Here is a 25,371-nt window from a genome sequence, read left to right as displayed (position 1 = left end):
AGATCGAACCACGCGGCCCCATCGAGACCGAAGCAGCCCGCCGCCTCGCCGACGACCTCAAGAACGAGTGATCACCCGATTACCCAACACTTTCTCAGGCAGATGATGCTGCAGGCGAGTTGGAGCAGTCCCAGGTGGAGGTCGGCGCGTACCTCGTAGCGGATGCGCAGGCGTTTGAACTGGTGGAGCCAGGCGAAGGTCCGCTCGACGACCCAGCGGGTCTTGCCCAGGCCCGAGCCGTGGGCGACGCCGCGACGGGCGATGACCGGCTTGATCCCACGCTTCCACAGCAGGCGGCGGTACTTGTCGAAGTCGTAGCCCCGGTCGGCGAACAGCCTGCGCGGCCGGCGGCGTGGCCGTCCTCGCAGGCCCCGGATGTGTGGAATGGCTTCCAGGAGCGGCAGAAGTTGTGTGACGTCGTGGCGGTTGCCACCGGTGAGGGTGACGGCGATCGGGGTGCCGTGGCGGTCGACGATCAGGTGGTGCTTGCTGCCAGGCCGGGCCCGGTCGACCGGCGAAGGTCCGATGTGAGCCCCCCTTTGAGCGCCCGCACGTGGGAGCCGTCGATCGCGCAGTCGTCCATCTCCAGCAGGCCCGTCGTCCGCAGCTCGGCCAGGAGCACCTCGTGCAGGCGGGGCCACACACCGGCCTCGGTCCAGTCCCGCAGCCTGCGCCAGGCCGTGACTCCGGAGCAGCCCACTCTCTCTACCGGCACGTCGCGCCAAGCAACGCCGGTCCGCAGCACGTACAACACGCCCGCGAGCGCCGTCCGGTCCGGAACACGAAGACGTCCAGGGTGGCGACGACGACGCTCGGGAGCGGGCGGCAGCAACGGGGCCACGCGTTCCCGCAGGGCATCCGGAACAAGATCAGCGAGCATCCGCACAGCCTGGCGATCAAGATCGCCAGACGCAAGACCGCGGACTCGCTGAGGCCATCGGTAACATCGGCCCGTGGCTTGGTTCTGGCAAGATCGACGTACCGCCGACGCCGCTTTCGCCGCAGCTTGCGCCGCAATCGGGCACGGCCCCGACGAGCGGCACGAGGAAGCTCGCGGGACAGCATTCTGGTGGACCACCAGCTGTCCTGCATGGCCTCACGGGGTGGTCGTGTTCTGGCGGCACGGCAACGACTGGCAGCTCATCCCCCTGGATCGCGATGAAAACCCCAGCCGAGGCCACGCTGAACAACTTCACTGGCCAGCCGAGCTGCCACCGGACGAAGCCGCCCAGCGGGTCGCAGCACTACTGGGTGAACCCTCCTGACATGAGGCAGGCCCCGATGCAGCTCCCATTCTGAAACGATCAGTAGGAAGTCGGCTACACCGACTTCCTACTCCGGGGGTCAGGAGCCGGCGAGGAGGTCGCGGAGGAGGGCCACGGTGTCGGCGTCCAGGTCGCGGCCGGTGCGGCGGCTGAGGGCGTCGAGGCGGTTGACGGCGCGCAGGAGCTGGTCGCGGGCGCCGGCGGAGGCGTAGGCGTAGAACAGGTCGCGGTGCAGCAGTTCGACGTCCGGGGCGACGGCGAGGCCGCGGAAGACGGCGGCCTCGGCGCTGCGGTGGTCGCCGTACTGGAGGCGGCGGGCGGCGAGTTCGTGGGCGGTGTCGACGATCGCGGCGATCATGTCCTGCCGCTCGCTCTCGGCCCAGCCGTAGGCGGCCGGCGGGGCCTCGGCGAACGGGGCGCCGCGGACCAGGGCGAGGGCGTGGGCGAGGGCCGCGTCGGCGGTGGCGCTGGTGCTGCGCATGCCGCGCCGGTAGAGGCTGCGGAACTCGTCCCAGTCGCAGGTGACGGCCGGCGCGAAGGTGTAGCCCTCGGCCGAGTCGGTGGCCAGGAACGGCCGGCCGTCCGGGGCGGTGCCCAGCCAGGCGGCCAGGTCGGCGAGCTTGACGGGCAGCGGGCTCCCGCCGCCGGCCGCGGTGGGGTGCGGGTCGAGGTGGGCCGCGCCGGGGTGCAGGTCGTGGTCGAGGGCGTTGTGGTCGGCGCCGGGGCGCAGGGCCAGGTAGGCGGCGAGTTCGGTGAGCCGGACGACCGCGCCGGGTTCGGCGCTGCCGCCGGTGCCCGCGACGTCGACCGGGCCGAGCAGGCGGATCCGGGGGGTGGCCCGGGTGGCGTGCGCCTCCGGGGAGCGGAGGATGGCGAGCAGGTCGTCGCTGTCGCTGCGGCCGGAGGTGGTGCGGGCGACCGGGGCGGACGCGGCCGGGCCGGGCTCGGGGCGGGCGGGCACGCGCGGGTCGGCAGCCGTGGGGGCAGGGGCCGGGTCGTGCGTCGGCACCGGCTCGGGGACCCGCTCGGGTGCGGGGACCGGGGCGGGCGCGGGGATCGCCACCGGGACGGGCGCGGCGTCGAGCGCGGGCGCCGGGGCCACCGGGGCCACCGGGGCCACCGCCTGAACGGGCGCGACGGGCTCAGCGGGCTCAGCGGGAGGAGCAGCGGGAACACCAGGAGCAGCGGGAACCACAGGCGCGACGGGCCCGGGCAGGCCGAGGTTCTGCGTGGTCTCGTCCCCGTCGAAGCCGCCCGACCCGTCCGGATCCTCCGTCGCCGGCTCCACGACCGGTTCCGCGACCGGTTCCACGACCGGCCCCACGGCCGACTCCACCGGCACCGGCGCGACCGGGAAGGTGACCGGGAAGGCGGCCGCCGGTCCGGTCGGCACCGCGGCGGCGCCGGCCTGGCGGCCGAGCCCGTTGATCAGGTGGCGCGGGGCGGGCAGCGCGGCCGGTCCGGCGCCCGCGAACGGGCTGGCGCCGGTGCCGATCACCCGGGCCAGCAGCCGCGGCGCGGCCGCCCCGGGACCGCCGTCGGCATCCTCGTCCGGGTCGTCCCCGTCGTCCGGCCCGCCCAGGGCGGCGTCCAGCGCGGCGAGCGAGAAGCCGCCCGCCGGGCCGTCCGCGCCCGGGCCCGCGGCGGCGCCGACGCCGGCGAGCACCGGGACGGGCACCGGCAGGTCGGCGGGCTCCAGCTCCTCGCCGTCCAGGGTCCAGGCGGGGGCGGGGTGCTGGGTGGTGTCGTCGGCGCTCCGGAGCAGCTCGGTGACCTGCTCGTACTGGCCGGTGGTCAGGCGCTGCAGCTCCAGGGAGACGTTCAGGCCGGGGATGACGGCCTGGCCGGTGGCCGGGAGGGTCCAGCGGGCGACCGGGCCGGTGCCGCGCTCGGGCGCCCGGGTGATCACGGCGACGCAGGTGCGGGGGCGGGCGTCGAGCAGCCGGCCCAGCTCCGCCGGGACCTCCCCGCCGGGCTGGTGGGCGCAGAGCACGATCTCGGGGACCCAGGACTCGTCGGCCAGGCCGCGACTGCGGGCGTCCCGGGGGCTGGCGGCCTCGGCGGCCACCAGCGTCGCGCGGGCCTTGGCGGTGCGCGGGCCCAGGGCGGCGAGCGCGGCCTCCAGGGTGGTGTGACGGTGGATCCGCTCAGCGGCGGGGCCGCTGATCGGCACCTCCTCGGCGAGGTCGACCAGGTGCAGGTGGAGGCGGTCGGCGAGCGGGCTGTGGGCGAGTTCCAGCGCGAGGGTGCGCAGCACGTCGCGGGCGTCGTCCGGGTGGCCGGAGAGGTGCAGCAGCCGGACGGTCTCCAGGTCGGCGAGGACCACCGAGCCGTCGGCGGCCGAGCCGAGGGTGACCAGCGCCGGGTAGGGGGCGGCGGTCTTGCGGGCCTGGCCGGGCGAGAGCAGGCCGTCGGAGTCGGCGGCGCACCACCAGATGTTGGGCGCGTGGGCGGCGCGGAACGGCGCGATGGGGGCGGCGGCCCCGGAGAGGTGGAGTTCGACCGTGCGGCCGGGGGTGATCCGGGCGGCGACGATCGCGGGCAGCCGCTTGCCGCCGCGCACGGTGTTGCGGGCCATGCTGCGCAGGGCGCGGTCGAGCAGGTCGAGGCCGGCGTCGTCCTGGCGGGCCTTCAGCTCCGCCTCGAAGGCGGCGGCGGGGGCGGTGGGCAGGGCGATGCGGTGCCGGGGACGGCGGCCGCGCAGCTGACCGCCGCGCTTGCGGGCGACGGTGCCGACCATGATCGCGGCGAGCAGCACGCCGACGGTCGAGGCGGCGAGGGCCACGGTGTAGTCGTCGTCGGGGGCCTGCTCGGCGTGGGCGGCGGGCGCCTGGGCGTCGGTCTGCGCGGCGGGCGCGGACGGCTGGCCGGGCGCCGGGGTCTGCGCGGGGGCCTGGGCAGCGGGCGCGGGCGCCTCGGCGGCGGGCGCCTGGGTGCCCGGCGCGGGCGGCGGCGGGGTCGGGGCGGGCGGCGGGGCCTGCTCCGCGGTCGGCGCGGGCGCCTGGTCGGGGGCCGGCGCCGGGGCGGGCGCGGGGGTCTGGGCGGGCGTACCGGGCAGGGTGAGCACCATGCCCGGCGCCACGACGTCCGGGTCGGTGAGCCGCTCGCCGTCCGGCGCCTGGGCGCCCTTGTTGGCCTCGAACAGCTGCGGCCAGGCCTCGGCGTCCCCCATCGCCCGCTCGGCGATGGCCGAGAGGCTGTCGCCCTCCTTGACGGTGACGGTGCCGCCGCCCTGGGCCGCGCCGCCGCCACCGCCGGCACCGCCGCCACCGCCGGACGCATCGGTCTGCGGCGTCCCGGCCGGGGCCTGGGCCGGTGCGGGCGCGGGGGCCGGGGCCGGGGCCGCGTCGGGCTTGGCGTCCGCCGGCATCAGCAGCTTCCACCCGGGGTGGATCGGCCGGTCCGCGTCGAACCGGGTGCCCGAATCGTCCATCGTCCGGCCGTCGTTGAGCTTGGCGATCTCCGTCCACCGCTCCCCGGAGCCCAGTTGGCGCTCGGCGATGGACCAGAGGCTGTCGGCGGGCCGGCTGTCGCGCACCGTGTAGCTCGCCTGCGCGTCGGCGGCGGGCGCGATCGACGGCGCGTCCTGCGCGGCCGTCAGCGCGGCGCGCTGCACACCGGCCGTCACCTGGGCCGTCGCGGCGGTGGCCGACGGCACGTGCTCGGCGGTGGCCGCGAAGGCCCCACCGGCCACCGGCAGCAGGGCGATCACCGCGCCGACCAGACCGGCCGCGGCCCGCTGGCTCCAGCCGAAGGCCGGGATCCGCCGGGCCACCCGGCCGCGCAGCTGCGCCGGGATCTCCAGCAGCACGGAGAGCGCGAAGCAGGCCCAGCCGACCCAGCCGACCACGACCAGCAGCCACAGGAACAGCCGCCCGTCGTCGGGGCTGGTCAGCAGCGAGCCGAGGCCGTCGGGGGCGACCGGGCCCATGTCGGCCACCGCCGCGGTGCCGTACAGCAGCAGCGCGGGGACGCCGACGAGCAGGCCGAGCAGGGTGATCAGGGCCGCGAGCGCGGCGAGCACGGCGCCGCCCCGGCCCCGTCCGCCGCCGCCCGCCCGATGGGACGGCTGCGACGCCGGCCGCCGGCCGGACGCGGGGGTGGCGGGCACACCCCGGGCCGGACGCCCGGCACGGGTCTGGTCCTTGACGCGTGGCGCGGCCATCAGTCGGTCTCCGCTTCCTTGACTCCGTGGACGAGGGTGGCTCTCCCCTTGCCCGTGACCTTCCGCTTCGCGAGCTCGCCCAGCATGACGGGACGGAACTCGGCCTGCACCGTGATCTCGACGGTGGCGCCGCCGTCCAGGAAATCCACCTTGGAGGTGCTCAGCCCGTACAGCTTGAGGTAGCCGTTGGCCGCCTCCTCGACGTACGCCCGCTTCACCTTGTACCCCTGGCCCTGCAACAGGGCCGCCTCGTCGAGCTGTTGACCGCCCACCCGGGCGGCCTCCTGGGCGTAGCCGTCCACCTGCTCCGCCAGCCGCAGCTTGCCGCCGGCGTCGATGACCAGCGCGATGACCAGCACCACGTAGCCCGCGCACATGGCGACGAAGATCGACAGCGCGCCCCGGTCGTCACGCCCGCCGAGCGGCCCGCCGAGCCGGGCGCGACGGAACCGCCGCACCGCGCGTCCGCGTGCCATGGCGTTCCCTCCCCACCGGTCCGTCCGCCCTCCCCCGGGCGCCCTCCGCATGCGTCTCCCCCGCCCGACGGCTCCCCAATCCCCGTCCGGCCCGCTCGTGCTCACGACCCCGTCACCACCCGACCCACGACCTGACACATCTCCACCCCGTCCACGCCTCACTGGCCCCGGTACCGGTCGACCACCGAGACGAACCGGCCGGTGAGCGTCTTCGTCAGCGGCACGTCCGGCCCGCTGATCAGATCGCCCAGCCCGACCTCGCACCGCACCGTCACCTCGACCGTCGCCAAGGTCGCCCCGTGGCTGACCAGTTCGCCGTGCCGGACCTCCACCTTGCTGGTCCGGCAGTGCACGCCCTGCTGCTCCATCGCGTGCTCGGCGGCGGCCTTCGCCGCGCCGTCCATCCCGTCGACGCTGCGCGCCAGCGACGCCGTCCGGGCGGCGGAGCGGGCCGCCGCCTCCACCGTGCCGCCGGCGGTCTGCACCCGGCCGGCCGCGACCGCGACCAGGATCAGCGCGACCACGGCGGGCGCGATGATCGCCGCCTCGATGGCGGCGCTGCCGCCGTCACGCCCGCGCGCCGACCGGGCGGCGCGGCGGACGGTGAACCGCCGCCCCCACCCGGCCGGGCGCGCCGGGCGCCGCCGACGCGGAACGTTCACGGTCCCACCACCACCGGCGGGACGAACCGCTCGCGCGGGGCCTCGGCGAACTGGGTCACGGTCGGCGGCGTGATGAACGGGACGATCACCGGCGCCTTCACCTCCACGGTGACCCGGATCAGCACCGGTGAGCTGCCGTCCGTGAGGACCCGGTGGTCGCGGTCCCCCTGCCGGTCGAGGAAGTCCGCGGCCTGCAGGCGCGCGGCCTCGTTCTTCTGCTCGTCGCTCCGGTTCCCCTGGATCCGCCCGGCGTCCACGCCCTCGCGGGCAGCGCTCAGCGCGAGTTGGCGGTGGTACCACCACAGCCCGGTCTGGGCGACGGCCAGGACCAGGATCAGGACGATCGGGAAGACGATGGCCAGGCTCAGGCTCATCGACCCCCGGTCGGAACGGCGGAGGCGACGACGGAGGGTCACTTGGGGCCGTTCTCCCCGTGGTAGTCCGGGTTCTCGCCGACCTTGCCGACGACCTTGTCCTTGAGGCCGACCAGAGCGAACGTCACCAGACCCGCGATGAACACCAGCGCGATGACGGCGAGCGCCAGTTCGATGCTGATGGCGCCCTTGTCGCCGCGTGCCCGGGCCGCCTTGGCCCGGCCCATCCGGAAGTGGAACAACATCATGGCGAACTGGAGCGGCAGCAGGGTCGCGCCGGCCAGTCGTCCGAGCAGTGCTTTGAGATGAGCGTTCATCAGAGTGCTCCCAGGGGTGAGATGTGGTGACGGAGGTTTCGGCCTCCGGGGCGGTGCTTCTCAGTTGAGCATCTTGTAGAGCGCAGGAAAGATGATCAGGACGGTCATCAGCATGGTCAGCGCCGAGCCCGGCGCGACCATCCGCTCGCTGTCGGCGTTGGCCCTGGCGAGGTCCTCGGCCATCAGCTCGCCGCGCAGGCCCTTGGCGCGGGCCCGCAGCGTGTCGTAGACGGCGGCTCCGTCGGTGCCGGAGATCCGCATGATGTCGGCCAGGTCCTGGAGCGGGGTCAGGCCCAGCTCCACGGCCAGCGCGTCCAGTCCGGCCCACGGCGGCAGCCGGTCGGTGGCCGCCCGGTCCAGCGCGTCGCGGATCCGGCGGAACACCGCGCCGCGCCCGACCGCCGCGGCCCGGCGCAGCGCCTCGGCCGGGCCGAGGTCGGCGGCCCGTTCCATCGCGACCAGTTCCAGGTAGGCGGCGATGCCGTGCAGGTACTCGACCCGCGCCTCCTTGGCCTCGCCGCGCACGATCGCGTCCGGGACGAACCAGAGCATGCCCGCCAGCAGCGGCCCGACCAGCAGCGGGAGCGCGAACGGCAGGTTCACGTCCAGCAGCAGCGCCGCCACCAGGAAGTACGGCGGCAGCACCAGGCCGAGCAGGGCGAACAGCAGCTTGTGCGCCATGAACCGGGCCGGGGCGCGGCCGATCAGGGCGAGTTCCCGCTCGGGGACGCGCACCCCGCGGAGGTGGACGGAGCGCTCGCCGATCCGGTCGAACCAGCGGGGCCGCTCGTCCGGGTCGGGGGCGCGCTCGGCGGGCGTGCGGTGCAGCCGGTCCAGCGCCTGACCCAGGTCGGGCGGCGCGGGCCGGAGTTCGGCGATCAGCATGGCGACGCCGCCGGCCGCCACGGCACCGGCCAGTACGGACCACGGGGAGATCATCGCGCCTCCCCCAACAGTCGCGCGCCGGCGTCGGCCCCGGTTGTGGACCCGGGTTCGGGCCCGCCGTCCGCACCCTCCGCGCCCTGTGCACCGTCCACGCCGCCCGTACCGCGCCGACGCCGTAGTGCCCGGCCCGGACGGCTGCGCCGGTCCATCTCCAGCAGCCGCGGCACGGGCGGGTACGAGGCCAGCGCCCGCATCCAGGCGATCACCCCGACGAACAGCGCGCAGACGATGCCGAGCACGATCTGCCCGAGCACCGTGCCGTACGGGCGGGTGTACTCGGTGTTGAACGAGCCCACCACCACGACCAGCAGGATGATGCCGACCAGCCAGCGGATGGTGGTGCGGTGCTTGGCCCGGTCGGCCTCGATGGTGCGCCGCTGGCGGACCTCCTCGCGCACCGACTCGGCCATGTCGGCCAGCGCCCGGGCCAGGCCCGGCCCGCTGTCCCCGGCCCGCAGCAGCAGCGCGGCGAGCACCTTGTCGGCGGTGGCGTCGGCCATGGAGTCGGCGAACAGGCGCAGCGCCTCCTCCGGGCGCCAGCGGGCCTGCAGCCGGGCGGCCAGCTCGCCGACCTCGGCCTCGATCGCGGCGGGCGCGGTGCGCCGGCTGGTGACGATCGCCTGGTTGAGGCCGACGCCGAGCAGCAGCACGTCGGCGATCCGCTGGGTCCACTCGGAGAGCGCCTCCAGCCGCTCGATCCGGTCGGTGTCCGAGCGGGTGGCGTCGAACAGCCAGGGCAGCCCGAACACCGCCAGCGGCACCAGCAGCACGCTCAGCGGGATGCCGGTGAACAGCCAGCCGAGCGGCGCCCCGATCAGCGCGATCGGCAGCTGGATGCGGCGGATCCGGGCGACCCGGTGCGAGGCGGTGCCGGGCGCGCCGTACCAGAACACGTGCAGCCGGGAGGCCAGCGGGTTGGGCGCCGCTTCCGCCCCCTCCGCCGGCGGCTCGCTGCCGCGCGCCCAGAGCACCAGGACGACCAGGCCGGCCGCGAGGGCCAGTCCGCAGAGCACGAAGAGCGGCATCATCGGGCCCCACCGCCGATCCGCAGGTGCAGCGGGGCGGCCCAGGCGCCGTACCGGGAGCCGAGCAGCGCGGCGTCGAAGCCGGCCCGGCGCAGGTCGTCCAGGCACTGCGGCGGGGTGTGCGGGACGGCGCGCGGCTCGCCGAGGTCGGGGCGCGGCCCGAACACGGTGTTCAGCGCCGGCCGGCCGCTCTCGCCGAGGCCGGTGACCTCCAGGACGTGCGAGACGAAGCGGTGCCGGCGTCCGCCGACGGCCGTCTCGTCGACCATCGCCACGTGCACGATGAGGTCGACCGCGTTGGCGGTGAGCCGGTAGGCGAGCGCGTCGGTCATGTGCGAGCCGTACTCCAGGCAGAGTTCCGCGATGCGGTCGACGACCATGTGCGGGCCGCGTGCGTGCAGGGTGCACATCGAGCCGCCCTCGCCGTTGGTCATGACGCGCAGCATGGGGACGACCTCGCCGGAGCGGACCTCGCCGACGATGATCCGCGAGAGCGTCATCCGCAGCGCGGCCGGGATGAGGTCGCCGATGGTCAGTTCGCCCGCCGAACGTCCGTCCACCCGTTCGCCGTTGCCCTCGCGGGCCTCCATCGGGACGACCTGGCGCAGGTGGCCGAGGGTGTGCAGCCAGAGCTCGAACTCCGACTCCAGGGTGCCGATCCGCTCGTCCGGCGGGATCTCGGCGGCCATCGCGCGCAGCAGGCTGGTCTTGCCGACGCCCTGGGTGCCGGTGATCATCACGTTCTTGCGGGCCCGGATGGCCGAGGCCAGGAACTCGGCGAGGGTGGTGTCCAGGGTGCCGAGCCGGACCATCTCGGGCAGCGTCGCCGAGGCCACCCGGTGGCGGCGGATCGCCACGTACGGGCGGGGGGTGACCTCGGTGAGCGCCTGGAGGCGCATGCCGCCCTCCAGGCGCAGGGCGAGGGTCGGGCTGGCGGTGGACAGGGTGCGCTCGCCGCCGCCGTGCTGGCGGGCGAGGTCCTGGAGCAGCTCGACGAGTTCGGCGTCGCTGTCGGCGACCGGCGGGACCTGGCGCAGCGGCTGGTGGACCCGGGAGACCCAGACGTCGTCGCAGCCGTTGATCAGGATGTTCTCGATCTCCGGGTCGTCGAGGTAGGGCTGGAGCCGGCCGGCCCGGAACAGCAGGTCGAAGACGGCCTCGGCGAGCGCGCGGTCCTGGTCCCGGGTCGGCGGGATGCCGTGGGTCTGCGCGTAGGCGTCGGACCAGCGGGCGACGGCCTCCTCGATCAGCGCGCGACCGCGCTGGCGGCGGGTGGCGCGGTCGGGCTCGGTGCCGGAACCGGCGGTCAGCCGGGTGATCTGCTGGTGCAGTTCGGCGGCGACCTGGCGCTTGATCTCGCGCGCGACCTGCGGATCGACGGCCGCGCGGGTGCCGGCGCCGCGCAGGTCGAGCGAGGGCAGCTGGGAGGGGACGGCGGTGGGGCCCTGCGGCTGTGCCTGGGCGTGCACGTGGGCCGCGGCGGCCTGCGGTCGCGGCTGGGCCTGCGGTTGTGACTGCGGCTGCGGTTGTGACTGCGGTTGCGGCTGTGCCGGTGGCGGGCCGGACGGGGTGACCCGGCCGGGTGTCAGCGGGTGGACCGGGCCGGGCAGCGGCGTCGTCCAGGGCAGCGCCGCAGGGTCGGTGGCGGGCTGCTGGTGCAGCGGGCTACCGCGCACGGAGCACCTCCCCGTCGACGGGCTCGTGGTGGTGGGGCTGGGCGTTCGGGTACGGCTGCGGGCCTGGGTACGGCTGCGCGTTCGGGTGGGGCTGTCCCGGGTACGGCTGCGGGCCCGGGTACGGCTGGGCGTTCGGGTACGACTGGGCGTTCGGGTACCGCTGGGCGGCGGCGTCCGCGCCCGGGTGCGGCGGCGCGCCGTGCCCGGGGAACGGCGCGGGGGCGGCCGGCTGCGGCGCCAGCCCCGCGAGCGGCGCCACCGGACCGGTGGTGATCACCGGCGGCACCGGGCCGTACGGCTGCTGCTGGGACTGTGGGTGGGACTGCTGTTGCTGCGACTGCTGCTGGGGCTGTTGCTGGTACGACGGCCCGGACGGCGGCGCGGGCTGTGTCGGCCCGACCGGCCCGACCGGCCCCGGGTGGGCGTAGTCGTACCCGGCGGCCGGGGCGGCCGGTCCCGGCGCCGGGGCCGGCGGCGCCGCCGTGAGCTGCGCGGGCTGCGCCTGGGCGGGCGCGAGCCGCTGCCGCCGCCGACGGACCGTCAACTGGATCTCGTCCGCCGCCGAACGCGCCGTCCGCATCAGCTCCGAGCGGATGAACCGCCGGTCGGTGACGTCCCCGCCGTCCGACAGCACCCGGGCCGTGCGCTGCGCGTGCGGCAGCGTCCCGAGCACCGGCAGCCCGAGCTCCCGGGACACCTCGGCCCCCGAGTAGGGCCCCTCGGTGATCAGCAGCAGGCCCAGCGCGTCCGAGCCGGTGCCCGCCGTGGCGAGGTCCTCGGCCAGCGCGGCCAGCCGGGGCCGGACGGCGCTCAGCCCGCGCAGAGTGGTGCGCACCGTGGCGGCGACCACGTCCGCCCGGCGGGCCAGCACCGCGCTGGTGCCGGTCGCGCCGGAACGGCCGAGGTCGAGGATCACGTCGTAGCCCTGCGGCTCCAGCCCGCGCAGCACCTCCACCAGCGGCTCCCAGGTGTAGGCGAGGCCGGGGGCCTGGACCGGGTCGGTGAGGCCGGGCAGCAGCAGGCGCTCGGCGTTGCCGTCCGGCGAGATGTCGATCAGCTGCTCCCAGAGGCCCTGGGCGAGCAGCCCGCGCCGGTCGGCCACCGCGAGGTTGCGCAGCCCGTAGACCGCCTCGACCCGGCCCTCCAGGGCGCCGGCCAGGACGGCGCCGCCGTCCGGGTCGCACTCGACGAGCAGGATGCGGCGGCCGGGCTGCAGCGGCCAGGCCAGCAGCAGCGCCAGCGCCGTCGTGGTCGCGCCGGGTGCCCCCGGAGCGCCGACCACCGCGATGACGGCCATGTCAGTTCCCACCCGCCCCGGTCGGGGCACCGGCCGCCGACGTCGCGGGACGGCCGGCGGCGGGGACCCCGGAGGCCGGGGCACCGGCGGCCGGAGCGCCGGAGGCCGCGGCCCCGGTGGCCGGTGCGCCCGTGGCCGGTGCCCCTGCGGTGGGAGCACCCGCCGAAGGAGCGCCCGCCGCGGGAGCGGGCGCACCGGCCGCCGCACGCGGCGCCACCACGACCTGGATCCGCCCGGTGGCCACCCACGCGGCGAGCTTGCCGGCGTCCGCCTGGTCGACCACGGCGTCGAAGACCTGGCTGCCGTCGGTGTCCACCCGGCCCACGGTGTAGACGGTGGCGGCCAGCGTCTCGGCCCGCGAGCCGTCCGGGGTGTAGACGATGATCACCGGCTGGCCCGACTGGAGCCGGGTGGCCGGCAGCTGGGTGCGCCGGGCCGAGACGCCGACCAGCAGCTGCCCGGGGTTGAGGACGAGCGACTGCGCGAGGTCGGACTTGGTGAGCAGCCCGCCCCGGTGGAGGTCGGTGGTGGCCCGCATCCCGATCGCCTTGGTCCGGTCGGCGGCGTCCAGCGGCTTGAGCGCCGGGTCGCTCGCGATCCGGACGACCACCAGGTCGGACTCGCTCAGCACCTGCCCCCACGGCACGTCCCGGGCGAGCGCCAGCACCGCGACCCGCTGACCGGTGCTGTTGTACAGCACCGCGCCGCCGAGCCCGCCGGCGGCTATCAGCGCCACCGCCATCGCCAGCACGGCGGGGCGCCGGCGCCGCGCGCCGAGCGTCCGCCCGGGCGCGCGCGGAACCCCGCGCCGCTGCTCCGGCACGGCCACCGGGGCGGTCGCGGCGGTGGCCGCGGTCGCCGTGGCGGACGCGCCGGGGCCGGGCGTGGCAACTGTACGGTTCTCCACCGGGCTTCGGCCTTCCTCGGATCGTTCGTCGGGATGTGCTGCGCGTGCCGCCGTGTCCGGCGGGCTAGTTGAGGACCTGGACCTCGGCGACCCGGTAGCTGACGTTCCGCACGTAGACCCGGATCTCGATCGGGTTGACCTTCGTGCCGTCGGACACCGTCACGTCGTTCATCCACACGACCTCGACGTCGCCGGTGAACAGGCCGTTCTTCTTGGTGCCCGAGCCGGTCTTGAAGACGTGGCCGCAGGTGGGCGACGGGCCGGCGCCGTACTTGACGTCGTACGGGGTGCCGACCGCGGCGGCGCCCTTGCAGGTCACGCTGGTCCCGTCGCCGAGGTCCCACTTCACCGAGGCCACCCGGGGGGTGACCGTCACCGTGAGGCTGCCGGCGTGCAGCGGTTCCGTGGCCGGCTTCTTCGGGTCCGCCAGCCAGAGCCAGACGTTGCCGCCCACCACCGGGTCCTTCTTGGGGGCGACCCCGAGCACGGGGGGCTTGAACTCCAGCCGGTCCTTGACGTAGGCGGCGGCCGTGGCGCCCGGATCCGGCGGCGCCGGCACGGGTGCCTGGGCGAGGAACCTCGCCGCAGGCGGGCTGATCGAGCCGTCGGAGGAGCGGCAGGTCACGTTGTAGACCGCCCCGTCCTTGGGGTCGTGGCCATCCCAGCGCGTATCCCCCGCCTCGGGCTGCGGGTTGATGACCCGGTAGTAGCAGCCGTCGGTGGCACTGAACCAGCCCAGCTCGGGGTCGGTGCAGGCCAAGACCTGACCGTTCCAGACGCAGAGCTGCGGCCCCGAGGTGCCGCCTCCTCCCCCTCCGCCGCCACCGCCCGAAGGAGGCGGTGTGCTGCCGGCGTGGCCGCCGCCCGTGCAGATGACGGTGTTCTCGCAGTGCGTGGCGCCCCCCGTGTCCGCGGGGGTGGGATCAGCCGCCGCGGGACCCGCCGGCGCCAGGAGTAATCCGGCGAACAACGGCGTGCCGATCACCAATCGCCGTACCGGTTTCAGCATGTGCGTCCCACCTCCCGCTTGAACTCGTTGATCAGCCAGCGCGTCTGGAACAGTCGCAGGGAAACGGTCGCCACGTACCGGTTGAGCCGGTCGGGCGGATCCTTCACCGCGAGCGTGACGGCGTCCGCCTGGTGCCACCCGGACACGTCCAGGCAGTCCTCGATCACGGCGGTGTTCGGATCTGCGTTCAGGTCGACGGACTTCACCACCGCGGAAGTCCGCGGCTCACCCGTCATCACAAGTTTGGCTTCGTGCAACTGACGGAGATTCACCAGCGCCTCGGTCAGCGCCTTCCCTGAAGCGAAGGTGTCGAATCGGGAACCGTCCGAGTCGGCTTGTCCGAACGCTTCCGCCTGAGCCTGCCACCAGTCCTGATAGGTGCTCAGAGCCGATCTGGCGGCGGCCCCTTCGGGGCCGTCGGTCGGCGCGTTCCCGACGTTTGCGGAACCACCCGAAGGAGGGAGCGCGCTCACCCCCGCGACCGTGGGCGCAGTCGTCCCCAGGCGATCGGTGGAACCATCGGCCCCGCTGCTCGCGCAACCGCCCAGCAGCAACGCCAGAACCAGCCCCCCGGCCCCAACGGCCCCAGGGCGCAACACCATTCCGCGCTGCCGCATCGCCCCACCTCGTCGCAGCCGACCCCGGGTGTGGACCGGGGCCGCCAGAAGAACTCCGCCGTGCCGCCGGTGTTCCCCCCGCGGGGATCGATTCTTCGCCAAACCGGGCCTTCACGGCAACACCTGGGGCCCCCTGACCTTACGCGGAGGGAGGATCCGTCGGAGCACTTTCCCGCCACAGAAGGGCCAACAGTTCCTCGGAAAGCGACAATCCGGCCAATGCCCCCCGAACCGCCGCCCGATTGCGCATCAGAAGGCGCCCGCCCTCCGGCGGTACGAGCAGGCGCACACCCGGCGCGTCGGGCTGGTTCGACGGCACACCGGCTCCACCGGCGTCGTGCGGGGCGCCGCCGTCGAGCAGCGCGCCGACGGCCGGCTGCAGTTCGTGCGGTCCGACCGCCGCGGGCGCGCCCGGCACGCCCTGGCGCAGCACCGTGGTGAGCGACTGGCTGAACGAGCCGGGGCCGCCCGGCAGGACGGCGTCCCGGCCGCGCCGGCCAGGGGTGTAGCGGCCGGGTGCGTGCCGGCCGATCCGGCCCCAGAGCGGGACGCGCGAGTAGCTGAGCAGTTCGCCCGCGCCGTCCTCGCCGCCGCCGCGCTCCAGCGCCGCCCAGGTGTCCTTGTCCACCACCGCGTCGACCAGCAGCAGCGCCTCCTCCTGGTCGCCGTGCACCATCGCGCTGACCACCCAGTCCCAGGCCAGCCCGCGCCGGTAGGCGTTGTCGGCGGTGGAGCCCGCCGTCACCAGGGCGAGCCGGCGGCCGCGCGGGTCCGCCACCAACTGGCCCACCAGGCAGACCAGCAGCCAGCGGCCCGGACGGGCGGCGGCCTCCCGGACGGCGGTGAGCATGGTGTTGGCGTCCGCGCCGGGGTCGACGACCGCGACCCGGCTGCCGGCCGCGCCGGCGTCGAAGCACATCCCCGGCAGCACCTCGGCCAGTGCGCGGGCGCCCTCGGCGGCCTGCGCGGACCCGCCGAAGGCGCGGTCCGGCCCGCCGTCCGCCCCGATGACCACCAGATCGAAGCCGCTAACCACCCGCACCGCCCCCTCCTGCCCGGCCCCGGTCTTCCGGGGCCGCCGAACCGTTCCGCCATCCACCGCACCGTGCGCCGCGCCGTTCGCTCCGGCCCTGCCCCGCGCGCCGTCCGGCCTTCTCGGGCGGCGCCGTTCAGGTCCCGGCACGCCCGGCGCGCCCCGGTGCCACCGCCGGGCAGGCTACCGTCCCGCGCCGTCGCGGTCGGCCTTCCGCCTGCGTTCCGGGGCCGGATCCCACGTCCGGCCGCCGTGCGATCGGCTTCCCGCCGCTCCCCGGGCCCCTCCCCGCGGCCCTCCCCGGCCCCTCCCCCGGTGCCCCGGGACGGCCGCAAGGCCCTGTCGTACAGGGACCATGGGCCCTGTCGGAACGCGCCGGGACGCGGGACCATCGGACCCATGGAGCGTGACGATCCCCTGGAGGAACTCGGCGCGGACACGTGCCTGCGCCTGCTCAGCACCGTGCCCGTCGGACGCGTGGTGTACACCGAGCACGCGCTGCCGGCCGTCCTGCCGGTCTCCTTCGAGGTCGCGCCGGACGGGCGCCTGCTGCTGGCCGTGCGCCGGGGCAGTGCGACCGCGCGCGGGCTGGACGGCACCGTGGTCGCCTTCCAGGCCGACCAGGTGGACCCGGTCACCCGGACCGGCTGGAGCGTGCTGGTGCACGGCCGGGCGGACGTCCTGCGCGATCCGGAGCTGGTCCGCCGCGCCCTGCGCTCGGGTCTGCGGCCCTGGGTCGGCGATCCGGACCCGATGTTCGTCTCGCTGGTGCCCGAACTGATCAGCGGCCGCCGGCTGACCGCGGCCGGCCGCCCCGTCCCGCACTCCTGAACCGCGCGCCCGGGCCGCACGCCCGGGCCGCACGCCCGGGCGGTACTCGCTGAACCGCACCCCCGGACGGCACTCCGGAACCGCACGCGTGAACCCCGCCGGCCGCCCCGGGGAACGCCGGTTCGAGGGCCGTCGACCGTTCCCGGGCCGTTCCGGGGAAGCCCCTGACAGGTGACCGACGAGTAGGCATACTCTGCGGAGTTCGCAGCAGCGCCGCACCGCCGACCGTCCCGCCTGCCCCAGGAGTGCCCCCGTGACGACCTTCGCATCCCTCGCCGAGCTGACCGCCGCCGTCGGCACCGAGCTGGGCACCAGCCAGTGGCACACCGTCGAGCAGGCCCGGATCGACCTGTTCGCCGAGGCGACCGGCGACCACCAGTGGATCCACGTCGACCCGCGGCGGGCGAAGGAGAGCCAGTTCGGCTCGACCATCGCGCACGGCTACCTGACGATGTCGATGATCCCGGTGCTGGCCAAGGAGTGCTACGGCGTCGAGGGCGTGCGGATGGCCCTCAACTACGGATCGGAGAAGGTCCGCTTCCCCGCCCCCCTGCCGGTGGGCACGGCGATCCGGGCGACGGCCGAGCTGGTCTCGGCCACCGAGGTGCCCGGGGGCGTGCAGGCGGTGGTCCGGTTCACCATCACCAGCGCGGAGAGCGCCAAGCCGCACTGCGTCGCGGAGACGATCACCCGTTTCTACGCCTGACCACGGGGGAAGGCCCCTGGTCGGCGGAGGGCGGCCGCCGCTCGCCGGGTCCGGAGCGCCGACCGCGAGTAATCTCCGACGAGATGGTCGTCGTACCGAACCGGCGCTCTGGTCGGCACGGTCCGTGCCCCGGCATGCCAGGTATCCGTTGCCGTCCTTGGAGGTGCCGTGCCCCGCCCAGCCGCCCCGTGGTACTCCCGCGTCCTCGGCCTGACCTCGACCGTGGCCTCCGCGGCGACGTCCGCCGCGGCCTCCGCCGCGGCCTCGGCGACCTCCGCCCTGGGCACGTCCGCCCACCTGGCCGAACTGCCCCGGGCGGCCTGGCACCAGGTCCGGACGGACGCCTTCGGCGCCGAGCCGCGCGGCGAACGGCTCGCCCGGATCCGCCACTCGCCCCAGTTCACCGACGGCGCCTTCCGCAACCCCGTACCGACCCGCCGACTGGTCTCCACGCGCAGCCCGCTGGAGATCGCCCGCGCCCAGCTGGCGGCCGACCGGGCCCGGCGCACGCCCGCCGCCGCCGTGCCGCTGCACCGGCTGCTCCCGGCCGACCTCGCCGAACCGCCCGCCTCCGGCCTGCGGCTCACCTGGCTCGGCCACGCCACGGTGCTCGCCGAGATCGGCGGCCGACGGGTGCTGTTCGACCCGGTCTGGGGCGAGCGCTGTTCCCCGTTCTCCTGGACCGGTCCCAAGCGCCTCCACCCGGTGCCGCTGCCGCTCGCCGAACTCGGCCCGGTCGACGTGGTCGCCGTCTCCCACGACCACTACGACCACCTCGACATGGCCACCGTCCGGGCCCTGATCGGCACCGGCGCGGCGTTCGCCGTCCCGCTCGGCGTCGGGGCGCACCTGGAGCACTGGGGGGTGCCGGCCGAGCGGATCGTCGAGCTCGACTGGTGGGAGTCGGCCGAGGTGGCCGGCCTCACCCTGACCGCCACGCCCGCCCGCCACTACTGCAGCCGCGGTCCGCGCACCAGCCCGCTCTTCCTGTGGGCGTCCTGGGTGGTGGCCGGGGGCGGGCGCACCGTCTTCCACAGCGGGGACACCGGCTACTTCGCCGGCTTCACCGAGATCGGCCGCCGGCTCGGCCCGTTCGACGCGACGATGATGCAGGTCGGCGCCTACAGCGACTTCTGGCCCGACGTCCACATGACGCCCGAGGAGGGCGTGCGGGCCCACCTCGACCTGAGCGGCGACGTGCTGCTGCCGATCCACTGGTGCACCTTCAACCTCGCCCCGCACCCGTGGGAGGAGCCCGCCGAACGGGTGGTCGCCGCCGCGCGGGCGCAGGGCGCGCGGCTGGCGGTGCCGCGTCCCGGCAAGCCCTTCGAGCCGGCCGAGCCACCCGCGCTGCGGCGCTGGTGGCGGGCGGTGGCCGCGCCGCCCCGGGAGGGCGCGGCGCTGGTGGTGCCGGACGGCCCGGCCGGCACGGCCGACGGGTCGCGGCCCCGGGCGGCGGCCGAGGGCGACGGCGTGCCGGTCTGAGCGGGCCGCGCCCTCGCGCCGCCGTTTCAGGCGGATCCGCGGGCGGCGGCCTGGCGGCGGATGCGCCGCCAGGCGCCCTGCTGCACCAGGAGCGTGAGCACCCCGGCCAGCACGATCCCCGCCATGTTCAGCAGCAGCTGGAGACTGGAGCCCCAGAACTGCCGGAAGTCCCCGTACCCGAGGGCGACCGCCGCGTTGGCGGCGGCGGGCACCGTGGTCACCGAGATCGCCACGCCGACCAGCATGCCGGCCTTGGACGAGGTCAGGGAGAGCAGACCGGCGATGCCCGCGAGGAAGGCCACCACGAACGAGGTGGCGTCGGGCTGCCAGATGAACGAGGTATTGGGCCGCGCCCCGTCGAACCTCCCGTGGCTGAACAGCCCCAGGCCGTCCATCAGCAGCGAGAACGCCACGGTCAGCGCCATCGCCACCGCGAAACCGGCGACCAGCGCGTTCAGCGAGCGCAGCGCGGGGCGCGCGCGCCGCTGCACCAGCGCCACGCACAGCCCGGCGAGCGGCCCGAACTCCGGCCCCACCGCCATCGCCCCGACCACCAGGATCGCGCTGTCCAGCACCGCGCCGCAGGCGGCCAGCATCGTCGCCACGGTGAGGAAGGCCAGGTAGACGCCGGTGAGGGTGGACTCCTCGTGGGTGATCTCGGCGACCGACTCCCACACCAGCGCGTCGGCGCCCTCGCCGGGCGCGAGCCGCTCGGCCTCGTCGGCGGCGGCCGAGAGCGTCAGCTCGACCTCCTGGACGTCGATCGCGCCCCGCTCGGTCAGGCCCGTCGCCCGCAGCCCCGCCAGCACCTCGTCCGCCGACTCGCGGGCCACGTCGCAGAGCACCACGTCCCCGGTGGGCCGGACGGCCGCGTCGGGCAGCAGGACCACATGGGTCACGCCGACGCAGTCGTCCAGGCAGGTCAGCACGGTGTCGCGCAGGTCGGCGGGGACGATCAGACGCAGGTGCAGCACGGGTGCTCCGGACGGGCGAGGCGGTGGAGGGTTCCGATCACCCTAGACGGATCGACTGCCCCGTCAGGCGGCGGGCCGCTTGGCGTGCTCGACGAGGTCGACGGTGGCACGCGGGTCGTCGACCTCCACGATCAGCCGGCTGTACCGCTCGTCGGCGAGTTCTATCACCACGGCCTTGGCGGGGTTCTTGACGTCCCAGAAGACCCACTCGCCGCCCGAGCGGAAGGTGCCGGCGGTGATCAGCCCCGGGAAGTGGGTGCCGCCGACCTTGAGCCCCTTGGGCTCGCGGAGGATCCCGGGGTCGACGGTCGCGCCCCGGACGTTGGCGAGCGGGATCTCGATGCGGCTGCGGATCGCCCAGAGCCGGTCGAGGCCCTCGATCTCGACGACGAGGTTCTGGTCGGTGGTGCTGACACGGGCCATGGAACTGCTTCCTCCCACTGGTGGATTGGATGACTGGTGGATGATCTGTTTCCGATCGGCGCCGGTCGAAGGTCAGCCGACACGTTCGGCGAAGGCCAGCACCGCGTCGGGGGACGGTCCGCCGAGACCGGCGCGGGCCCGCAGCCGCAGGCCGAGGACGGTCGCGGCGAGCACCCCGGCGGTGGAGGCGGGGGTGCCGGCGGCCCGCTCGACCGCGTCGTCGAGCGCGGCCAGCCCCTCGCCGACCAGCGCGCCGACCTCCGGATCGCTCCCGGCCCGCTCCACGGCGGCCGACAGCAGCAACCCGGCGGCCGGCCCGCCGTCGAACGCGGCCACCGCCTGCGCCAGCAGCGCACCGAGCCCGTCCGCCTCCCGCAGCGCCGCCGCGAGCGGCAGCACCTCCTCGTCGAGGTGCCGGCGCAGCGCGGCGAGGTACAGCCCGCGCTTGCTCCCGAACACCTTGTAGAGGCTCCCCCGGTGCACCCCGAGCCCGGTGACGAGATCGTCCACCGAGGTCCCCTCGTACCCGCGAACGGCGAACAACTCCGCCGCCGCCCGCACAGCCTGTTCCTCGTCGAAGGCGCGTGGTCTTCCCATGCCGAGGACTCTACGAGTTTGAGAACGCCCGGTCAAGAACGACCGTTCTCAAACTTGTCCCACCGCGGCGTCGGGGGAAGGCGGCGGCACTGGTGGTCCGTCAGGAGCGCGGATCCCGGGCACCCCGAGCGGTAACCAGCCGGCGCCACTGCGGCCCCCGCCCAACCCCGTCACCACAGGGGCCCCGACGGCTCCGCCTGTCGGGCGGAGCCGTTTGGCAGATGCCGCCGGTGGGCGGACGGGCGGAGCCGAGCGCGGGCAGGTGCGGGCGGGATCAGGGGGTGGCGAGGAGGTCGCGGAGGGTGCGGGACTCCTTCACGAGGCGGCTGGTACCGGGGCGGGCGGCGGTGGCGGTGACTTCGGGGATCGGGCCGCGGGCGGCGCTGCGGCGGGCGGTGTCGGCGGCGAGGGCGAGGAGGTCCGCGGCGCCGCGCGGCGCCTCACCGGCGAGCAGGGACGGCAGGGCGGCGGCCAGCACGGACCAGACGGTGGCGTGGGCGCCGGTGTCGGCGGCGGCGGTCAGGGCCTGGGCGAGGCGGACGGGCTTCACGGTGCCGAGCGTCACCAGTTCGCCCAGTTCACGCCCGAGCAGGGCGCCGTCCAGGTCGCCGCGGGCGGCGAGGACGAGCAGGGCGTCGACGGCGGCGGCGCGGTCCTCGGGGTGGCGGGCGCCCAGGCCGTAGCCGAGGGCGAGGTGGAGGGCGAGCCCGGCCGGGCCGCCGGCCTCGGCGAGCACGACCAGCATCCCGGCGGTGCCGCGCCGGTCGCGGTCGGCGCAGTCGGCGAACCGGTCCAGCCAGCGGGCGGCCAGCTCCTCCCGGTGGTGCGGCAGCATCGCGGCCCAGTGCACGGTGGGTTCCCTGAGCCACTCGTCCGCCCGCCGCACCCGGGCCACGCTGGGCGTGGTGCCCTCCAGCAGCACACGGAACTCGGCGGCGAGCCGCTCGCGGGCCGGGCCGGCCGGGCCGGCGCTGCCGCGCTGGGTGACCACGATCCGCCGGAGCTCCTCCCACCAGCGGTCCCAGTAGCGCCGCTTGCGCTCGTACCCGGCGCCGGGCGCGAAGAGCACCCGCTCCGAGACCTGGACCGGCAGGCCGCCGTCGCGCAGCCAGACGGCCACCCACCGCCCGGCCGCCGAGGTCAGCCGGTCGGCCGCCGCCCGCACGGACGGGTCCGCCGTCGGGGCGGTCCGCAGCAGCGCGGCGCTGAGGTCCGCCGGGCCGGGCGTGACACCCGCCGCCTCGTACCCGGCGAGGCGCTCCACCAGTACGGTCGCGGCGATCGCGCCGGTGGTGTCGGTCGGCGTGGCGAGCAGGTACGGCGGGGCCGCGGCGGTGACCCGTTCGGCGGCCTCGCCGATCCGGGCGGCCAGGGCGTTGCCGTACTCGGTGTTGTGCGTGCCGCGCAGCGGGTTGCGGCCCTTGTTCCGGAAGACGGAGCCGGGCCGGTGCGGGTCGGCCTTCCCGGCGACCACCACGGCGAGGTACAGCACGTCACCCGGGCCGCAGTCCCGCCAGCGGCCGACGTCCCGCCACTGGTTCACCCGCAGCACCGGCTCCAGCGCCCGCGCGAGCGCCGCCCGGTCGCGGTGGGCGTGCCGGACCAGGCCGTCCAGGACGCGCTCGAAGACGGCGACGTCGGGCCGCCCACCGGCCAGCAGCACCGCCAGCTCCTCGGCGACCTCCACCGGGCCGGCGAGCGGTTCGCCGAGCGGGGCGGGCACCGGGACCGGCGGCAGCAGTTCGGCCCAGGCGGTGTCGTCGTCCTCCGCCGCGCCGCCGACGGGTGCGCCGAACAGCTCGCCGGCCCGGGCGTGGTGGGCGGGGTTGAGCGCCTCGGCGGCGAGCCGCAGCTCCGGCAGCACGGCCTCGCCGGCGGCCTTGAGCCGACGGGCGACCAGGTTGAGCGCCCGCTCCTGGAGCGCGCTGTCGGGGTGTCCGAAGGCCCCGGCGGCGGCCAGCACCGCCGGTCCCGACCGCTCGGGCGTGCGCTTCGCGGCCTGCTCCAGCCAGGAGAGCTGGGCCCGCACCAGCTTCTTCTCGCTGCGGAACAGCACCACCGCCGAGGCCTCGACGACCGCCTCCGCTTCGATCAGCCCGGCCTCGTCCAGCCCGGTGAGCACCTGCTGGGCGTGGCCCGCCAGCGCCGAGGGCCCGTCGAGCAGCACCAGCAGGTCGCGGACCCGGGCCGCGTACTCCTGCGGGGTGGGCGCGAAGGCGGTCAGCACGGCGAGGAACGAGCGCTGGTCGGCGGTCTTTCCGCCGCGCACCAGCCGGGCGAGGCAGAGGTCGATCAGTTCCTCGCGACCGAAGTGCCCGGACTCGGCGAGTCCGGCGATGGCCGCCGGCCAGTTGTCACCCGATCGGGTGGTGTACGTGTTGTCGAGCGGCCAGGAGACGTCGTCGAGTTCGAACAGCCGGGGGAGCATCACGGGGGTGAAGGTGTCCGTCCGCAGCCGCTCCAGCAGGGTGGTGGCGGTGCCGCGCGGGCCGCGGTCCGCGCCGGCCGCCGAGCGCAGCCACTCGGTGACGAAGTCGTCGGAGGCCGGCACCGTGCAGCCGGTGCGCCGCACCACGCGCTCGATCAGCGGGTAGAGGTCCCAGCTCCAGCCGCTGCCGCGCTTGGCGGCGAGCCGGGCGACCACCTCGGTCTGCCACTCCACGGGCTGGGCCTCGACGACGTCGGCGAGGGCGGGGTGGCGGGCCCAGGAGCGCCCGGTGAAGTCCCGGGCGCCGATCCAGGTGGCGGCGCCCGCCGGACCGGGGTGGCAGCCGGCGCCGGCCACCAGCAGCGCGCCCATCCGCCGGTTGGCCTCCTTGGACCAGTCGCCGCGGCTGGTCCGGCGCAGTTCCTTGAGGGCCGGGAGGCAGGAGCGCCGCTCGGCCGGCCCGAGGGCGGTGAGCAGCACCGGTACCTCGCCCGTCCGGCCCTCGCGGACCGCCGCCAGCAGGGCCTCCACCGCGTCCGGCGCCGCGGCCGGCGCCACCGTGTCCGTGCTCTTCGCCGTTGCGGTGCTCATCGCGCCGTCCCTTCCCGAAGTCCGTCTTCCCGAAGTCCGTCGACCGCCCCGCCCCGCGCCCGCGCCTCGCGGACCATGTCCACCGCCAGCACGTGCTTGCACGGCCCGCGCCCGCCCCGGTACTTCGCCCACCACAGGCAGGTGCAGCCGGCCGCGCCGCCCGCGTCCGTCCGCACCCGCTGGACGTGGTCGTCCACCGTGACGACGGCTGTCGCGCCGCCCTGCTCCAGCCGTACCGCCCCGGCCTCGACCAGCGCCCGGGCCGCCTTCAGCCGCGGGTTGGCCGCCTCCGCGCGCCCCGCGTCGTACGGGAGCTGCCGGTGGAAGTACGCGGCCTCGGCGACGTCGTAGCCGATCTGCCCGGCGGTGCCGAGCCGGGTCAGTGCGGCCCGCACCCGGGCCGCGCCGAGCCCGGACTGGTCGGCGAGCTCGGCGATCTCGATCCGCGGCTCCCAGGCGAGCAGCGCCGCGACCAGGTCGGCGTCCTGCTCGGCGGTGCCGGTGGCGAGCGCGCCGAGCACCCCGCCCTCGCCGCTGAAGCCCCGTGAGGCGTCCGGCGAGAGGGTGAGGGTCAGCCGCATCCCGGGCAGCTCGACCTCCCAGGCGGAGGCCGCCGGGCCGCCCCCGGCGACCGGCGGGCCGTAGACCCGCAGCGCCCGCGCGTGCCGCAGCACCCGCTGCAGGGCGGCCAGCCGCTCGGGCCCGGGCAGGCAGACCGCGCCGGGCACCGGCCGGGTGGTGGGCCGCAGCGTGCGCCCGGCCGGCACCACCCACCGCGCGACACGCGCACCGGCCCGCCCGTCGCGCGGCAGCGAGCGCAGGAAGCGGACCGCCTCGAGGGCGGGCAGCTCGGCGCGCAGGTCGAACCCGGCGGCGGTGACCTGGGTCTCCGCGAAGCCGCGCAGCCAGCGCTCCGGCAGCGGGACCTTCTTCTCGACGACCGGCCCGTCGAAGGTGGTGACCTCCAGGGCGTCCGGGCCGACGGCGAGGTGCAGCGGCTCGGCGGGGCCGATCCGGGTGAGCGCCTCGCGCAGCGGGTTGTTGACGTCGACGTTGGTGGTGCCGTGGCCGATCTCGTCGCCGTCCAGGCCCGCGGCGAGCACGTCGAGGCGGGCGTAGACACCGCAGCAGCCGGAGAAGGACTCGAAGCGGAGCCGGTCGCCGTTGGCGGTGACCACCGGATCGAGCGAGGCGCGCAGCTGCGGCTGGTAGTAGCGGGCGGCGGCGACGTCGGCGACGGCGAGCAGCGCGGCGGCGGCCGGCGCGGGCTCGGCCAGGAAACCCGCGAAGAAGCGCGGATGGGCGGCCGCCCCGAGCGGGGTGGTGCCGCCGGAGGTCTCCAGGGCGAGGCGCCGGCCGGCCTCGCCGTCGAGGACGGCGGACGGGCGCAGATAGGCGTACGCGTGTGCGGATTGCGACATGCCGAGCACGTTAGGTCAGGGGACTGACAGTCGACCTCGGAACACCCTCCGGTCTTCGAATAGTGGAACACGTTCTAGCAAGCATGTTCGGGTCCGAGGTTACCCAGGTCACACCGGCGCACGGCCCGCGTCTGCCAGTATGGGCCT

At 75.8% G+C, this 25,371-nt stretch carries 22 protein-coding genes; 3 read left to right on the top strand and 19 right to left on the bottom strand.

Annotated features, from left to right (window positions below; all coding sequences use genetic code 11):
* Nucleotides 1-71: 71 nt before the first annotated feature.
* From ABZW10_RS17810 to ABZW10_RS17745, 14 genes are all read right to left on the bottom strand, one after another.
* Nucleotides 72-880 (bottom strand): IS5 family transposase gene (locus ABZW10_RS17810; protein ID WP_355366033.1). Its coding sequence is split into 2 segments (ribosomal slippage): nucleotides 72-541 and nucleotides 541-880, totalling 810 coding nucleotides; the frame shifts between segments, so codons are not numbered across the junction.
* 464 nt (nucleotides 881-1,344) lie between these two features.
* On the bottom strand, nucleotides 1,345-5,430 hold the full coding sequence (locus tag ABZW10_RS17805; RefSeq protein ID WP_355366030.1) for a LysM peptidoglycan-binding domain-containing protein: 4,086 nt from the start codon (nucleotides 5,428-5,430) through the stop codon (nucleotides 1,345-1,347).
* Complete coding sequence (locus ABZW10_RS17800) at nucleotides 5,430-5,906, bottom strand: hypothetical protein (RefSeq protein ID WP_355366027.1); 477 nt, start codon at nucleotides 5,904-5,906, stop codon at nucleotides 5,430-5,432. The genes ABZW10_RS17805 and ABZW10_RS17800 overlap by 1 nt, the downstream gene beginning before the upstream one ends.
* 158 nt (nucleotides 5,907-6,064) lie before the next feature.
* A complete protein-coding gene (locus ABZW10_RS17795) occupies nucleotides 6,065-6,568 on the bottom strand; it encodes a TadE/TadG family type IV pilus assembly protein (RefSeq protein ID WP_355366024.1) in 504 nt (167 codons plus the stop codon).
* Entirely contained in the window at nucleotides 6,565-6,942 is a 378-nt protein-coding gene (locus ABZW10_RS17790; protein WP_355366021.1) for a TadE family protein, read from the bottom strand. Before ABZW10_RS17790 ends, ABZW10_RS17795 begins: the two co-directional genes overlap by 4 nt.
* Before the next feature lie 38 nt (nucleotides 6,943-6,980).
* Nucleotides 6,981-7,259: a hypothetical protein gene (locus ABZW10_RS17785; protein WP_355366018.1), complete on the bottom strand. Its 279-nt coding sequence runs from the start codon at nucleotides 7,257-7,259 to the stop codon at nucleotides 6,981-6,983.
* A gap of 60 nt (nucleotides 7,260-7,319) precedes the next feature.
* Nucleotides 7,320-8,198: a hypothetical protein gene (locus ABZW10_RS17780; protein WP_355366015.1), complete on the bottom strand. Its 879-nt coding sequence runs from the start codon at nucleotides 8,196-8,198 to the stop codon at nucleotides 7,320-7,322.
* A complete protein-coding gene (locus ABZW10_RS17775) occupies nucleotides 8,195-9,232 on the bottom strand; it encodes a type II secretion system F family protein (protein ID WP_355366012.1) in 1,038 nt (345 codons plus the stop codon). Before ABZW10_RS17775 ends, ABZW10_RS17780 begins: the two co-directional genes overlap by 4 nt.
* Nucleotides 9,229-10,905, bottom strand: a complete 1,677-nt coding sequence (locus tag ABZW10_RS17770; protein ID WP_355366009.1) for a CpaF/VirB11 family protein — start codon at nucleotides 10,903-10,905, stop codon at nucleotides 9,229-9,231. The genes ABZW10_RS17775 and ABZW10_RS17770 overlap by 4 nt, the downstream gene beginning before the upstream one ends.
* Nucleotides 10,895-12,202, bottom strand: coding sequence for a hypothetical protein (locus ABZW10_RS17765; RefSeq protein ID WP_355366006.1), 1,308 nt, complete (start codon nucleotides 12,200-12,202; stop codon nucleotides 10,895-10,897). Before ABZW10_RS17765 ends, ABZW10_RS17770 begins: the two co-directional genes overlap by 11 nt.
* Before the next feature lies 1 nt (nucleotide 12,203).
* Nucleotides 12,204-13,109, bottom strand: a complete 906-nt coding sequence (locus ABZW10_RS17760) for an SAF domain-containing protein (RefSeq protein WP_355366003.1) — start codon at nucleotides 13,107-13,109, stop codon at nucleotides 12,204-12,206.
* Between the two features lie 64 nt (nucleotides 13,110-13,173).
* Nucleotides 13,174-13,869: a hypothetical protein gene (locus tag ABZW10_RS17755; protein WP_355366000.1), complete on the bottom strand. Its 696-nt coding sequence runs from the start codon at nucleotides 13,867-13,869 to the stop codon at nucleotides 13,174-13,176.
* A gap of 242 nt (nucleotides 13,870-14,111) precedes the next feature.
* On the bottom strand, nucleotides 14,112-14,591 hold the full coding sequence (locus ABZW10_RS17750) for a hypothetical protein (protein WP_355365997.1): 480 nt from the start codon (nucleotides 14,589-14,591) through the stop codon (nucleotides 14,112-14,114).
* A 283-nt stretch (nucleotides 14,592-14,874) separates the two neighbouring features.
* The gene (locus ABZW10_RS17745; RefSeq protein WP_355365994.1) at nucleotides 14,875-15,777 is read right to left on the bottom strand and encodes a hypothetical protein; all 903 of its coding nucleotides are present in this window, start codon (nucleotides 15,775-15,777) and stop codon (nucleotides 14,875-14,877) included.
* Nucleotides 15,778-16,167: 390 nt separating this feature from the next.
* On the opposite strand from ABZW10_RS17745, the gene ABZW10_RS17740 reads away from it, so the two are divergent.
* The 3 genes from ABZW10_RS17740 (at nucleotide 16,168) to ABZW10_RS17730 (ending at nucleotide 18,790) form a co-directional block, all read left to right on the top strand.
* The gene (locus tag ABZW10_RS17740; RefSeq protein ID WP_355365991.1) at nucleotides 16,168-16,599 is read left to right on the top strand and encodes a pyridoxamine 5'-phosphate oxidase family protein; all 432 of its coding nucleotides are present in this window, start codon (nucleotides 16,168-16,170) and stop codon (nucleotides 16,597-16,599) included.
* A 253-nt stretch (nucleotides 16,600-16,852) separates the two neighbouring features.
* A complete protein-coding gene (locus ABZW10_RS17735) occupies nucleotides 16,853-17,305 on the top strand; it encodes a MaoC family dehydratase (protein WP_355365988.1) in 453 nt (150 codons plus the stop codon).
* A 297-nt stretch (nucleotides 17,306-17,602) separates the two neighbouring features.
* Entirely contained in the window at nucleotides 17,603-18,790 is a 1,188-nt protein-coding gene (locus ABZW10_RS17730) for an MBL fold metallo-hydrolase (RefSeq protein WP_355366066.1), read from the top strand.
* A gap of 26 nt (nucleotides 18,791-18,816) precedes the next feature.
* Here ABZW10_RS17730 and ABZW10_RS17725 read toward each other — a convergent pair whose 3' ends face one another.
* The 5 genes from ABZW10_RS17725 to ABZW10_RS17705 all read right to left on the bottom strand — a co-directional run bounded on the left by ABZW10_RS17725 (nucleotide 18,817) and on the right by ABZW10_RS17705 (nucleotide 25,224).
* On the bottom strand, nucleotides 18,817-19,764 hold the full coding sequence (locus ABZW10_RS17725) for a DUF389 domain-containing protein (protein WP_355365985.1): 948 nt from the start codon (nucleotides 19,762-19,764) through the stop codon (nucleotides 18,817-18,819).
* Between the two features lie 63 nt (nucleotides 19,765-19,827).
* Nucleotides 19,828-20,187, bottom strand: a complete 360-nt coding sequence (locus ABZW10_RS17720) for a hypothetical protein (protein WP_355365982.1) — start codon at nucleotides 20,185-20,187, stop codon at nucleotides 19,828-19,830.
* A gap of 72 nt (nucleotides 20,188-20,259) precedes the next feature.
* On the bottom strand, nucleotides 20,260-20,784 hold the full coding sequence (locus ABZW10_RS17715; RefSeq protein WP_355365979.1) for a TetR/AcrR family transcriptional regulator: 525 nt from the start codon (nucleotides 20,782-20,784) through the stop codon (nucleotides 20,260-20,262).
* 274 nt (nucleotides 20,785-21,058) lie between these two features.
* The gene (locus ABZW10_RS17710; protein ID WP_355365976.1) at nucleotides 21,059-23,803 is read right to left on the bottom strand and encodes a DUF6493 family protein; all 2,745 of its coding nucleotides are present in this window, start codon (nucleotides 23,801-23,803) and stop codon (nucleotides 21,059-21,061) included.
* Nucleotides 23,800-25,224, bottom strand: a complete 1,425-nt coding sequence (locus ABZW10_RS17705; RefSeq protein ID WP_355365973.1) for an SWIM zinc finger family protein — start codon at nucleotides 25,222-25,224, stop codon at nucleotides 23,800-23,802. The genes ABZW10_RS17710 and ABZW10_RS17705 overlap by 4 nt, the downstream gene beginning before the upstream one ends.
* Nucleotides 25,225-25,371: the final 147 nt, after the last annotated feature.

Source organism: Kitasatospora sp. NPDC004723, assembly GCF_040609255.1.
Taxonomy (GTDB): domain Bacteria; phylum Actinomycetota; class Actinomycetes; order Streptomycetales; family Streptomycetaceae; genus Kitasatospora.
This window is presented reverse-complemented; position numbering and strand designations above follow the sequence as displayed.